Raw genomic sequence first — 13,550 nt, 5'->3', positions numbered from 1 at the left:
TGAAGTCGGCACTATCTAGAATGGCTTGTTGCCAGGTTTGTGATTGTTGAGCTTTTGATGTCCCAAATTGATTGGCTAGATTCAAAACTTTACCCCCGTCTTATTGAGGTGTTGAAAGATGCACCTCCATCAATCAAAAAATTCCCACTTATCAGGAAATTTAACCAAATTTCTAGTCTATCGTGGACATACAAGTAGTAAATTATGTCGTCGCAAGAAAGCTGGCTCAGCTTTCTCGTTTGGAGAATCTTTTGTAGCTAATAGGGATAATGGAAGGGGTGCGATGTAGCAAGTCGAGTGTGAAAGGAGGTAACAACTTTTATGTAATTGAGTGGAGATAATTCTCCCAACAATACCTGTCCCTCGTTCTTTCGGCTTTTGTGGAAAGGTCTGAAAGTCACTGTCTGTAACCATTCATTGATCCAGCAATCAATAGATTCTGTAGCCAGTCGCCATGGTACTGAAACCCATTGAGATCTTTGAATGGAGAACACCGCTTTGGATCTTTGGATGCCGTTCTCTTTCCGTAGGGATGAAAATTCCAAATCAACGCCATGGATCTCAAGTACAATCGAGCAGCATCCTTATAACCGTGAAAGTATTGCATCGTCCTTAATAGACGGTCTTGATAATTCATCAATCTGTCCCCTGAAAAGATGATCTTCCAGGCACAATGAGCCTGCTCCCAGCCCTCCAAGGCGACCGTTTCAGGCTGATAGCCTGGATTGAGATTGAGTACTTCGTTTCTAAAAGTGCCATACTCGTTCAATAAGTCTGGGGTTTCAGCACTCTCGACAATATCCACCCCTATAAAACAGCCAGCACCCACTGTCGTCGGGATACTGAAATGGAAGGCAAATGGTTTTGCGCCTAGGATGGGTAATTTTCATGATGACCAAGAGTGAGGGATCATGGACTCTACATGCTACAGAATACAGTTGTGTTACGGGATTGAGCCGTTCACTTCATAAAATCCGCAAGAACGAGCGATATCTAAGGTCAGGTGTCATTAAAATCCTGAGTCAACCTGACCTATTACTGAGTCAACCAGACATCATCTGGAACAATCCCAGATCGTCCTGTAACTCGCTTCTAGCGGTTATTTTGTCATAAAGGCGGCACCCAGATTCGAACTGGGGATAAAGGCTTTGCAGGCCCCTGCCTTACCACTTGGCTATGCCGCCGTTTGCGAGCTTAATCATCGCTAACCTTTAGAGTAGCAAGAGGATAAAAGCTCAGCGATCATCAACTTTAACATGGTTTAGAAGATAATGGCTGCATGACAATAGGCATTGCCTGAATCATGCCTTCAGACAATTCAGTCCAGCAGCCTATAGATGTCTTAGAACGACTTACAATCCTTCCTTGGGAACCAGTTCCCACCATCCGAGGGATGGACCAATAAAGCGCACTACTATCCAAGAACCAACGACGATAAACACACCGATCCAGCTTCCCTTCATCACGAGGTCATAGATTTTTTGAAGCTGGCTTTTGGTCAGAGGAAACCAAGAGGTCATTTTAGATTCTTTACCATAGTCGTCTCCCAACGCTTCTTGACGACGTTTTGCTTCACCCATTTCTTTTCCCTAATCTAGACAACTAAAGTAGCAAGCAGTAATAGTTAAATCTTATCGACAAAGTGGGGTGGAATTCAGCAGAGATCATCCTGATTTAAGATACGGACCGATTGTCTACATCTGCTGCGGGTCAGGCGTGGACGTCGTCGCAAATAAACTGTTATCTAGATAGTTAATGCGAGAATAGGGACTCAACGCCATTAAGACTTGTTGGCCATAGCTACGATGCAAGACACGATTATCCAAGAGGGCAACGACACCTTGATGACGCCTGATGGGTGCGATCGCAGTCTGTAACGTTCGCAGAGCAGTCGGTAATAAGTAGAGACGGAACCAGTCTTGGCGATGTTGTTTGTAGTAGGCCACTCGACCGGCTACTCGCGGATCTTCTGGGGAAGGAATCGGCAGGGTGGCCACAACCAGCACCTTGGGAATCGGCAAGGTGGCTTGGTGATGCAACCAATAGTCCCAGCCCGTAATCAGAATCGCCTCTGCATCCAAGTCTGGTGTTTCCACCTGTACCCGAGATCCAAACTCAGAGGCCATTGCCGTAGCCATTTGGCGTTGCATTGGTGTGTCTTCAATAATAATGACTGTGGGGCCACCGGGCTGGGCATTGGCCAACATCAGCAGATGAAGCTGTTTGAGCAGGGCACCTTGAAACGAGGGCGTATTGGGCATGGGTAAGCCATCCGGGAGATAAAGCTGGATGGCTTCCGCCTCCTGATTGGCTGCAAATTGCACATAGGTCATTTCGTCCAGGCCCAGTTGTTGACGAAACAGCTTTGCCTCAGATTCAAGGTCAAAACTACTGCCCATCAGCACGACGGGTTGCCGTGGCCATAGACCTTTTAACGCACGATGGACCTCGTTCGGGGCACAGTGCAAGACGAAGGCTCCATTCTCCCGATTCAGGCCACTCCAGAGTAGGTGATGGTTCGACCGATAGGCTTGCCAAAACTGCTGCCAGATGGGCGGACTCAGGGATATGTCATGGGCCAAAACTGCCTGATGGAGCTGGGCCAGGCTATTGCGCTCCTTCTGCTCGATTAAGGTGTGACCATAGGGGTTTTCTGGATGCTGAAAGAGGGCTCGGGTCAGCTTAACGCGGGTTTCACGAATCAGCTCTAGGAGTGTTGGGTAGCACCCAATCAATTGCTCCCAGTCTTGGGACGATAACGATAGTGTCAGCTGTTGCCGAGCCCAGATTTCAACCTGGTCGGCATCATCAATTAGAGTGGGGATATCTGTGGGAAATTGATAGGACTGGGTGAGATAGTCTTGCAGCCATACCTCTGGAGTCACCAGCAGTACACCTTTAAAGTGACTACCGGGCCAACAGTCGGAGGCCAGAATTGACTTTTTGATCTGCATCCATTCATGGAGACGGGGCATCTCGGCCCGGAGTAGTTGTTGTTGGGCCGCCTGAGGTGCCACTAAGATAACGGCCTCTCGCCAAATCATGAGAGGCGCTAAATAACTGAGCCGATGCAGCCCTTGGTGTTTGGCCGATGCACTAATTTGAATCAGGGCACTGCGCTTGAGCCGAAAGGCGCGGGCAACGAGGCGAGCAATGGTGAGGTGATGAGGCCATTGATCAGAACCCTGATCCCGCAGGAAGGCATGGAGTTGGCGATGGACTTCGACCTCAATCACAATCAAAACTAAAAAGACAATGCATGACCTTCATTCTGGCACAGTCCTCAGCATGTGCCGAGTGCCTCAGTCTACTGTAAAAAAGTCACTAACTGCTGCAACTTTTGCCAAGCGGCACCGCTCGCCAGAATCGTTTTGGCTTGGGTCACTCCCTCAGCATAGGTCTCTACAGCATGACCGACAAATAGGGCTAATGCTGTATTCAGGGCCACAACATCTGTCTGGGCAGATGTACCTTGGCCTTGGAGCACCGCTTGTAAAATAGCGGCATTTTCGTCCACACCGCCGCCTTTTAGAGCTGTAAGTGGGGCTGAAGTCAGTCCTAGTTCGGCTGGCTCTAAAATATCTTGGCTCACCTGCTGATCGTTTAAAATAGCCATATCGGTGAGATCGCCTAATCCAGCTTCATCCAGCTTTTCGCGCCCGTGCAAAACGACAGCCCGCTGAACCCCCAGGGTCTTTAAAGCAGTGGCTAGGGGATGGAGCAACGCTGGATCGTATACGCCTAACACTTGACCCGTGGGTCGCAGCGGATTGACCAATGGTCCCAGCAAATTAAAAATGGTACGCACTTTCAGGGCTTTGCGCAGTGGCACGACCGCTTTCATGGCGGGGTGCCAGCCAGGAGCAAATAAAAACGTAATCCCCACTTCCGCTACGGCAGCCTGAATTTTCTCCGGGGGAGCTGCCAGATTAATGCCCAGGGCCTCTAAAACGTCCGCTGAACCCACTCGACTAGAGGCCGAACGATTGCCGTGTTTGGCAACGGGAATCCCGGCAGCGGCAGCCGTAAAGGCCACAGCAGTCGAAATATTAAAGGTCGACGCACCATCTCCCCCGGTTCCGCAGGTATCAATGAGGGGGGTGGGCATCGCCACTGCTGACTCCACCGATTGTTGCAAGAGGACGGTCGCCATCCCCGATAGCTCCTCTGCAGATACGCCCTTGGCTTGCAATGCCGCTAAAATCGCTCCCGACACTACGGGAGGAACAACATCCTGGAGCCAGCTCTGCATCAGTTGGGAGGCTTGATCTTGGGTCAAGGACTGACCCTCTAGGAGTTGTTGAAGAAGTTGAGACCCATCAAGGGTATCGGTTGCGAAAGTCATAGCACTATCCTGAGGCTAGAGTGGTGAGAGCAGTCCCCGTGATTCGGCAAATTCGCCAGTCAGGGAGCACGGTTGCTCCTAGTGTTTCATAGAATGCGATCGCAGATTCATTCCAATCCAACACACTCCAGTCCAAGCGGCCATAATGCCGCTCCGCCACTAATTTTGCTACATGTTTTAACAAAGCCTTCCCTACTCCTTGACCCCGATGGCGCTCTTGTACATACAAATCCTCCAAGTACAGCCCAGGCTGCGTTAAAAAAGTCGAGTAGCTGGTGAAGAACAAGGCATAGCCCACGATTTGCTGATCGATTTCAGCCACCAGCGCTTCTACATAGCAGGGGTCTCCAAACAGATGTTGTCTGAGCGCCTCGGGGCTGCCAGTGACCGCATCTTCTAAATGCTCGTACTGGGCGAGTTCTAGAATTAATGCAAATAACGCTGAGACGTCATCCCGTTCGACAGCGCGGATCGTTGCAATAGACATCCCTAATCCTCTGTTGTCGCTACCGTCTCAGCAGAGGGAAAACGCTCAAAAACTGCAGCCGTCATAATATGGGACAGCAGACCAATGGGACCGACTAATAGACAGAGCACCAAGGAGTGGCTGGTCCAAATGCCCGTTCGCTGACCTTCCCAGTAAATCCATCGCCCCACAAACAAATCCATCACTAAAAAATGGACCCAGGCCGCCGCCGCAATCTGCTCTTGACCAAACAGCTGGGCAATATCAGCAAGGGTGGGATTGGCCAAGACCTTTGCCGATTCAGGTGTGAGGGCCAAAGCAAACAGGGTCGTGTATACAATCGCTAAGCCCACGAAGGGTAAATAAGAGGTCAGCAGGCGACGGGTCCAATCCCACTGGGGCAGAATAATCATAAGTGCCCAGAAGGGCAGCACAAACACGTTGGCAATCGTAAACCACTGAGAGATCGTCATCATCAAAACCGTTACTGGGACTATTTCCCCTATTGTCAATAGATTGGGGATCGTTCGCTTAAGAAGTTCTTAGGGTTATGGTCTAAGATAAATGAGTCTTGCGTCTATCAATATTCAACTTAGGGAACACCTATGCCACGCCGTCGTACGAAGACTTCTGGGTTACATCGCTGGTCACGACCACTGATTGGTGCCGTTGCTGTTTTGGGGGCTACCAATACAGGTTATTTGACCGCCACTAAATTGGCAGGGGGAGAAGCGGCTTGTCCGACAGAAGGCTGTGCCAAAGTCTTGGGAAGTCCTTACGCTGAAGTCTTTGGTCAACCCCTCGCTCTGTTTGGCCTGATTGCCTATATTGTGATGGCTATTTTTGCCTTGGCCCCTTTAGCCTTCCGTACGGATGATAAGGATCTGAGGACCAAGGTGGATAATACATCCTGGCTACTCCTGTTTATGGGATCTGCAGCCATGATGATTTTTAGCTGGTATTTGATGTACATCATGGTGGCCAAGTTTGTGATCCCTGAGGGGGCTGCAGCCATCTGTATTTTCTGCATAGCGTCGGCAGTTTTTGCGACCTTGATGTTTATTTTTACGGTACTCGGTAAAGCCTGGGAAGATGTCGGTCAACTCTTTTTTATCGGCATTATTATTGCGCTAGCGACCATCATTGGCAGTCTTGGTGTCTACGCTCATATTGGCAGGCCAGTCGCGGGAACATACCAAATTAAAGCAGCGGATGGTACCCCGGCCCAGGTTGCTTTGATTACCGATTCCTCGGGTGAGGCCGAATTGGCATTAGCTAAGCATCTGAAGGAGACAGGTGCCCAGATGTTTGGTGCCTATTGGTGTCCTCATTGCCGAGATCAAAAAAGCCTGTTTGGGATAGAGGCTATTGCTGAGATGCCTTATGTTGAATGTGCTCCCAAAGGGAAGGATGCTCAAGTTCAGCTATGCCAGGCTGAATTAACTAAGGCGACTGAGAAGCTACGTCCTGAAATTGGGCGTGATGCAGGGTTTCCGACCTGGAAAGTAGGCGATCAATATTACTCAGGACAACAATCTCTGCAAGACTTGGCTGAATACTCTAACTACAAAGGTCCCAAGGATTTCAAGAATACGCTCCAGTAGGATTTAAAGTTTGGTGGCTTGGGTTGCGATCGCACAGGGCGCATACCGATTAAGTAAGGTGGCCTCATCGGTCCACCAATCCTCATAAAATCCCGTAATCGCAAACCCCGCTTGAATCTGCCCCCCAATTTGGGTGTCTAGGGAATGGCTATATTCCCAAGCGATTTGCTGGTCAATAATGTTTTGTTTTTGGGGCTCTGCCAAATGTTCAATGTCTGAGAACGGCAACCGATATTTGACCTGTAAATATCCCGTTTTCTCAGCCTCTTCATGATCGAAGAGATAAAACATAGGGTTCATAAATCCAGCCAGAAGGCGTCCACCTGTCTTGAGCACTCGATGACATTCTCGCCATACCACTTCGACATCCGGCACAAAAACATTAGAGATAGGATGAAAAATAAGATCAAAGGTGGCATCCTGAAAAACGGACAAATCAGCCATATCGCCTTGAACCGTCTCTAACCGGAGGTTCTCTCGCTCTCCCACCAGGCGATCCTTATTGAGCTGTTCTTCCGACAGATCAAAGCTGGTGACCTGCGCCCCTGTTGCAGCTAGGATAGGAGCCTGCTGTCCCCCGCCTGATGCTAAACACAAAATGGACTGATGGGTTGTGTCGCCAAACCAAGATCGGGGAACAGGTTTCAGAGGCGTAAGGATGATTGTCCATTCTCCTAATCTAGCTTGGGCAATGGTTTCCCGATCCACTGGGGTACACCATTCACTCCCTTGGCGAGATTGCTTATTCCAGGCAAGTCGATTGTGCTGGAGGATGTCCATGGCTTTATCCTTATAAACCCATTCCAATCAGAATCATACTGGCGGCAAGCAGAGTCAGTGAATCGGGATGAGTGAAGCATAAACCCAACAGAGATTTAAGACAGACGTGATCATTCGGGCACAGACTGGCTACTCAATTTAATCAAAGTTGATTTTCTGACGTAATTCCGCTGATATTAACGCACATCAGTTCTGAAACAGCGCAATATATGCGGTTAATCACTAAAGTTGAGTTTTTGGCCTTATTGCTCAAAATTGTTAACAACTATTTTCATTTAATCGGTATTAAATATTTCATTTTTAACTAGAAGTAGAGAATCAAAGACGATTTCATTAACGCCTGCGCTTGTATCTACAGTGACTTAACTCAGCAGATTCTCCAAGTCTTTACTCTGCATTGCTTTCTTGTATTCTAACTTGTACTCCTTTAGAGGTTGCCATGGCAATTTCTTTCGAAGATTTAACGAATATCTATGTGTTTGGAGATAGTCTGTCTGACACAGGCAATGCTCTAGTGCTATCTTCAAACGAAATTCCTTCGCCTCCCTACTTTGAGGGACGTTTTTCGAATGGACCTGTAGCGGTTGAGTTTCTAGTCAACAAACTCAACAATGCCAATGCTGCACTTAATCTTGCCCTAGCACCCTCCTTCTTAGGTGGAAACAATTTTGCCCTTGCCGGAGCAGGGACAGGCCGCAATAATTCCAGTAGTGATGATGCCGGCTTGGACTTACCGGGCCTACTGGATCAGATTGATATCTTTGATCGAGCTGATATTGCTGATGCACAGGGGCTGTTCTTTATTTGGGCGGGTCCCAATAATTATTTAGATAATCTAGCAGGCAGCAATACGGATGATCCGGCTGTATTGGTGGAACAAGGGGTCGATAATTTACGGGCAGGTGTAGAAACCCTAATGGCGACTGGTGCCCGGCAGTTCGTTATCCCCAATATGCTGAACTTAGGGCGGCTTCCCACTAGCGCCACCTTTCAACGGGAAGCAACGGCGATTGCGATCGCATTTAATAGCCGCCTAGCCTTGTCTCTAGACAATCTCGAACTAGAGACCCCCGATCCTGATCTGGAGATTGTCGAAGTTGATCTGTATGGCTTTACTGAAACGATTGCCCAAGCGCCCGACCGTTTTGGGTATACAAACACCACTGACCCCCTGCTGACCTCCGTCATTGAGGAACAATTCCTCCCCGACACACCCGGATTCTTCTTCTGGGACCAATTTCATCCCACAACCCAGGCCCATGAACGCTTTGGCGAAGCTATTTTCAAGACCTTAACGGGTGAGATCGCTCAACCCATCTTCAATGATATTTTGGGTACCGACCGCCCAGATTTGCACTTCGGCACAACCGCAGCAGATAACTTTGATGGCTTAGCGGGGAATGACCTCCTGTTTGGCTTAGCCGGGAGCGATCGCATAGAAGGTTGGCAAGGGCGAGATGGGTTATTTGGCAATAGCGGCGACGACATCCTTGATGGGGGCGAGGGCGACGATATCGTTTGGGGCGGAGCGGGGAACGACTTGGGCTTTGGTAGCGCGGGTCGAGACAAGCTCTTTGGCAATCAGGGGGAAGATATTTTAATCGGCGATGGGGACAACGACTGGCTGTGGGGCAATGGTGACGACGACTACCTTTTAGGAGGAACGGGTGACGATCAGCTGTGGGGCAATGCGGGGGATGACATTCTGCATGGGGGCGACGACCATGACTATTTAATCGGTGGGAAAGGAGCAGACAAACTGATTGGCGGGAATGGAGACGACTGGGGGATAGGGGGCCGCGGGGATGATCTATTCGTGGGTGGTCCAGGGGACGACACCTGGTTCGGCGGCCTGGGGCTTGATGTTGTGCAGTATCAAGCGTCTTTGGCGGATTTTAGTTATCAAGGTAATCCAGAACAGTTTCAGGTAGTGGGGGCCAACGGAACCACCACCCTCAAGGATATAGAATTTCTAGCCTTTACAGATGGGCAAGTGGCCGTCAATGCCCTCCCCTTCATCATGGATGAAGGAGGAATCTAGAGAGAGGGCATGCCACTAGGATACGGGTGCTTGGTGGTTGGTGGCTGATTGAATGGCTTTGAATTTTTGCAACAGGTGATTGGCCCAATACTCAACGTCGTAAGTGGTAACCGTATCGTACATTTTGGCCATTGCCTTTTGGCTCTCCGCTGCGGGCATTGCCAAGGCTTTATCAATCGAGTCATCCATCCGATCCCGTGAGTAAGGATTGGTCAGAATGGCTTCTGGTAACTCTACGGCTGCGCCTACAAACTCTGATAATACCAAGACGCCCGGTTGCTTATCTTTAGCAATAATGTATTCTTTGGCAACCAGGTTCAAACCGTCCCGAAGCGGGGTTGTCCAACAGATATCGGCCACGCGATAGTAACTCAGTAGTTCTTCCAGGGAGAGGGGTTGGGTATAGAGCAAAATCGGCGTCCAGCCTAACTGAGCAAACCGACCATTAATTTTACCGACCTGCTGTTCAATTTCGCTTTGAGCCTTTTTATAGACTCGCATGCCCGTCGCTGGCGTTACACAGGTCATCACAAAGTTGATTTTGCCGTGGAGATCAGGCCGTCGTTCCAGCAAGCGGCCAAAGGCTTGCAGCTTCTCCCGGTTGCCCTTTACATAGTCCACACGGCCGGCCGCAATAATCAGTTTGCGATCGCCCAGTTCTTCCTTGATTTCTGCCATGCGTTTCTGGGCAGAGGGTTGACTGAGGACACTCAAGATATGTTTGGGATTGGTGCCAACGGGGAAGGCATCGATATTGACGAGCTGCCCCTTATAGCGCAGATAGGTGGTCATCATCGGTTCAGCCAAAGCCGTCCCCACAGGAGTAATATGCTCAGGGATTGGGCCTTCTTCAACTACTTCTACAGGCCGGAGGCTGCGCGCCACATTCACAAAATTCTCGGAGTAGCGGGGAATATGGAAACCTACAATATCGCAGCACAGCAGGCTATCTACAATTTCTTCCCGCCAAGGCAAGATATTAAACACATCCACGGAAGGGAAGGGCGTATGGTGGAAAAAGGCAATTTTGGCATTGGGTTTAAGCTGCCGAATGTAGTGAGGTGCCATCCACAGGTTATAGTCATGAATCCAAATTAAGGCATCATCGGCAGCTTGCTCACAGGCGGCTTCTGCAAACATGCGATTGATGGTATGAAAGTTTTCCCAATCCGAAGATTCATAGGTGAAGTGGTAGGGAAACGAATGCAGAATGGGCCAAAAGGCTTCCTTGGAGGTGATGTGATAGAAATGTTTGACCTGATCGGCACTGAGGGGAATGCGGCAGACATTGTAATTGCCCTCGCCTTCTACCGTGACTAATGTTTCGAAGTTACTCCGTTGCTTGGCCGTTACCTGTTTCCACGCAATCCAAGTCCCCTGATTTACACTGGCAAAAAAGCTCTTTAAAGTGGGCAAAATGCCATTGGGGCTTTTTTTGGGCCGATAGTGAACTTTACCGTTCTCAATTACCTCGTCGTAGGGTTCACGGTGGTAAAGAATCACTAGGGAAGATTTCATCAGATGGCCTCCTATTTGTCACGGTCATCTAGATCAACAGGAATGGTATCAGTTTGAGTGCTTTAAGCATCGCTATATTGGATTCAATGCTGCCAAAACGAAGGAGTTGAGTTTGACTCAATACAATTTCGTCTCTAAAATTCCGTGCAATCTAAGATGGCCCCAAGCTTACCCTATGCCAACATGCCCCACACTGCAACTTAAGACTCGCTAAATTCCTGCTGCTTTCTGCTAGGCTGGACAACAGCAAAATTGTCATTCACGTCGCAAAAATTGTGGTTGATTCTGCTTTTCCTGAACCTATTCTGGATGACCAAGAAACGCAAGTCTTATTAGACTGGGCGGCCAATATCGACCAATCCGATGCCACCTATTTTCAAACGGGGCAACTCCTTGCCACGCGCTTAGGGGCACATTATCGAGCAGATGGCTTCACGGAGATAGGATTCTGGACGCCTGGGTTGGCCTCCGAGGTGATTCAGTCAGAGCGCAGTATTTATTTAGAAGTCTTTACGCCCCTAGAACCGATCGACTTCCAGGCGGCTGAACAAGCGGTGATCTGGCAACGAGATCGCATTCCTCTCATCCTCCAGGGCGAATATATTTGGGGTGTGATTAAAGGACTGCGGCCTGGCACCCGTGAGCAAGCGGGCAGTTTCTACTGGCTGCGCTATATCGATAACCAAGGACATGTCAAAACGACTCGCGATCCCTTGGCCTATTCTCTGCCCTACGGTGTCTTTGCTCCAGCCGAACTCTACGATAGCGATCGGCTCCAGCGCCAGCGAGCGGATTTAGACTATTTCAAAACTACAGGGGCCCAGACCAAATCTCGCAAAGGATTCCTCGCCTCGGATCTAAAAAATCCTCCCCCTCGACTGCCAGCTCCCGTGTGTATCCTGCAACTCCATATCCATACCGCCTCTCCCGAAGGCACCTTGGCTGGGCTAACACGCATCTATCAGCGCATCTCGGATAAATTAGCTGCAGGAGAGGATCTAACGCCCACCGAGCAAAACTATGTGGGTTACGATGCGGTTGAGTTGTTGCCCATGGAACCCACCATTGAGTATCGTCTGGATGAGGACAACCACCATCATGAGTTCTTTGCCCGTCCTCCAGAACCCACAAGTCTCACGGATGAAGATACGCAAACTATCAAAATCACGCTGCGTAAACCCAACACTCAAAATTGGGGCTATGACGTTCCCATTATCGGATCATCTGCCACTAACCCAGCCGTTCTAGAAACCCTAAGGCCGGACGAAACGATTGACTTTATTGCCACCCTTCATAATTTCTCCCAAGGACCGATTCAAGTCATCTATGACCTGGTGTACGGCCATGCTGACAACCAGTGTGAAAAACTGATCAGCCGCCAGTACTTAAAAGGGCCGAATATGTATGGCCAGGATTTGAACCATCAACTTCCTGCTGTGCGAGCCATCTTACTGGAAATGCAGCGGCGCAAAAACAATACGGGCGTTGATGGCATTCGTGTGGATGGCGGTCAGGACTTTCGATTTTTTAATCCGCTCACCAACCTGGTTGAACAGGATGATGGCTATCTACGCGCCATGGGCAATATTGTCCAGGAAATAGAGGGCAACGAACGCCTGATGTTCACCATCTTTGAGGATGGCCGTCCTTGGCCCCAAGAGGGTTGGGAGGAATCCTCCCGTTATTTAGAACTGATTGAACTTGAACCCCATTCCTACCAGTGGGGACCCCTGATTTTTGCCCATAACACGCCAGCACTCCAGCATTTTTGGGATCAAAAATGGCAGCGCGTCTGTGAGGTAATGCACCAAGGCGCTCACTGGATTACGGGCTGTGCCAACCACGATACCGTTCGCCGAGGCAATCAAATCGATCCCACTGGCCCGATTAATTGGCACTTAGGAGAGACCCTTGTCGAGGTGACTAAAACCGCCTACGATAACCCGGCTATTAAGTTATGGGTACTCGGGTTTTGTCCGGGTTTACCCATGGAGTTTTTAAATGCCAATTTTCGGGGAGCTTGGGGATTTTTCCGGAATACGGATGAGCTATATGGCGTCAAAGTGGTGTCGGAGGAGATTGGTTTCCTGGACTGGCAATTAACGCCTGATTTGTACAATCAGCCTCAGGTTTTTCAGCAACTCAAAGATCTAGGATTCACTGAACTAGAAATGCTGCGTCAGTTTTCTAAAGCCCTAGAAGCCACCATGCTGGAGTCGGATTATGACTTGGAGATGGTGGCAGAGACCTGTCGGCGTTGTTTTGGGGGCGAAACAGGCGTTTGTGCCAATGTCAGCTTAGAATCGCTCAAACAATTGGATCGCCCTGAGTTTATTAATGATTTAGACGTGCCCAAACTCAAACGGTTTGCGCGGGCCTTTATGGAAGATGGCTACGATTTTTCCAACGTTAAGCATTGGGAAGCTAGTTTAGACCCTGCTCAAGTCGCCTTTAACCTAGCCGTCCGTCAGTATCGATTCGCTCATCCTTGGCTACAGGAGAATCTAACGGAACGCGATCGCTTTAACCGCATCACCGAAGAATCCTATACGCTATTCTATGGTCACCGCACTCAGCATGACCCTGATATTGAACAACCCGAAGACATCGTCATGGTCAGCCATATGGGGGGCGAACCCGCGACCGTCACCCTGGGCGACTGGTTACAGTTGGAATTAAGCGAATGGCGGGTGGCCTTGACCTCTCCTGGCCTAGAGATTGGCAATGATGTCGAAAGCTTAAGATCTTTTGAATTAAGGGACACTCAAGGGTTACTCCTAGAGAAGATTGTGTAAA

The 13,550-nt window shown here is 49.4% G+C and carries 10 protein-coding genes and 1 tRNA gene; 3 read left to right on the top strand and 8 right to left on the bottom strand.

Annotated features, from left to right (window positions below; genetic code table 11):
• Positions 1 to 1,113: 1,113 nt before the first annotated feature.
• The 6 genes from Q0986_RS05245 to Q0986_RS05220 all read right to left on the bottom strand — a co-directional run bounded on the left by Q0986_RS05245 (position 1,114) and on the right by Q0986_RS05220 (position 5,284).
• Positions 1,114 to 1,184, bottom strand: a tRNA-Cys gene (locus Q0986_RS05245).
• A gap of 168 nt (positions 1,185 to 1,352) precedes the next feature.
• Positions 1,353 to 1,580 carry a DUF2839 domain-containing protein gene (locus Q0986_RS05240; RefSeq protein ID WP_299405249.1) on the bottom strand — a complete coding sequence of 76 codons (228 nt, stop codon included), beginning with the start codon at positions 1,578 to 1,580 and terminating at the stop codon, positions 1,353 to 1,355.
• 114 nt (positions 1,581 to 1,694) lie between these two features.
• A complete protein-coding gene (locus tag Q0986_RS05235) occupies positions 1,695 to 3,242 on the bottom strand; it encodes a helicase C-terminal domain-containing protein (RefSeq protein ID WP_366918521.1) in 1,548 nt (515 codons plus the stop codon).
• Positions 3,243 to 3,307: 65 nt separating this feature from the next.
• On the bottom strand, positions 3,308 to 4,345 hold the full coding sequence (gene trpD, locus Q0986_RS05230) for an anthranilate phosphoribosyltransferase (protein WP_299405241.1): 1,038 nt from the start codon (positions 4,343 to 4,345) through the stop codon (positions 3,308 to 3,310).
• A gap of 4 nt (positions 4,346 to 4,349) precedes the next feature.
• Entirely contained in the window at positions 4,350 to 4,832 is a 483-nt protein-coding gene (locus Q0986_RS05225; RefSeq protein WP_366918520.1) for a GNAT family N-acetyltransferase, read from the bottom strand.
• A gap of 2 nt (positions 4,833 to 4,834) precedes the next feature.
• A complete protein-coding gene (locus Q0986_RS05220; RefSeq protein WP_299405263.1) occupies positions 4,835 to 5,284 on the bottom strand; it encodes an ABA4-like family protein in 450 nt (149 codons plus the stop codon).
• 132 nt (positions 5,285 to 5,416) lie between these two features.
• On the opposite strand from Q0986_RS05220, the gene Q0986_RS05215 reads away from it, so the two are divergent.
• Positions 5,417 to 6,415, top strand: a complete 999-nt coding sequence (locus Q0986_RS05215) for a vitamin K epoxide reductase family protein (RefSeq protein WP_299405238.1) — start codon at positions 5,417 to 5,419, stop codon at positions 6,413 to 6,415.
• Positions 6,416 to 6,418: 3 nt separating this feature from the next.
• Here Q0986_RS05215 and Q0986_RS05210 read toward each other — a convergent pair whose 3' ends face one another.
• Positions 6,419 to 7,195 carry a class I SAM-dependent methyltransferase gene (locus Q0986_RS05210; RefSeq protein WP_299405235.1) on the bottom strand — a complete coding sequence of 259 codons (777 nt, stop codon included), beginning with the start codon at positions 7,193 to 7,195 and terminating at the stop codon, positions 6,419 to 6,421.
• Positions 7,196 to 7,634: 439 nt separating this feature from the next.
• Between Q0986_RS05210 and Q0986_RS05205 the strand changes: the two genes are divergently transcribed.
• The gene (locus tag Q0986_RS05205; protein WP_299405230.1) at positions 7,635 to 9,236 is read left to right on the top strand and encodes an SGNH/GDSL hydrolase family protein; all 1,602 of its coding nucleotides are present in this window, start codon (positions 7,635 to 7,637) and stop codon (positions 9,234 to 9,236) included.
• 15 nt (positions 9,237 to 9,251) lie between these two features.
• On the opposite strand, the gene ggpS is transcribed toward Q0986_RS05205, so the two are convergent.
• On the bottom strand, positions 9,252 to 10,754 hold the full coding sequence (gene ggpS, locus Q0986_RS05200) for a glucosylglycerol-phosphate synthase (protein WP_299405225.1): 1,503 nt from the start codon (positions 10,752 to 10,754) through the stop codon (positions 9,252 to 9,254).
• A gap of 275 nt (positions 10,755 to 11,029) precedes the next feature.
• Here ggpS and gghA point away from each other — a divergent pair, with 275 nt between their 5' ends.
• Entirely contained in the window at positions 11,030 to 13,549 is a 2,520-nt protein-coding gene (gene gghA / locus Q0986_RS05195; protein ID WP_299405220.1) for a glucosylglycerol hydrolase, read from the top strand.
• Position 13,550: the final 1 nt, after the last annotated feature.

Source organism: Acaryochloris sp. IP29b_bin.148 (assembly GCF_028285565.1).
GTDB lineage: Bacteria > Cyanobacteriota > Cyanobacteriia > Thermosynechococcales > Thermosynechococcaceae > Acaryochloris.
This window is presented reverse-complemented; position numbering and strand designations above follow the sequence as displayed.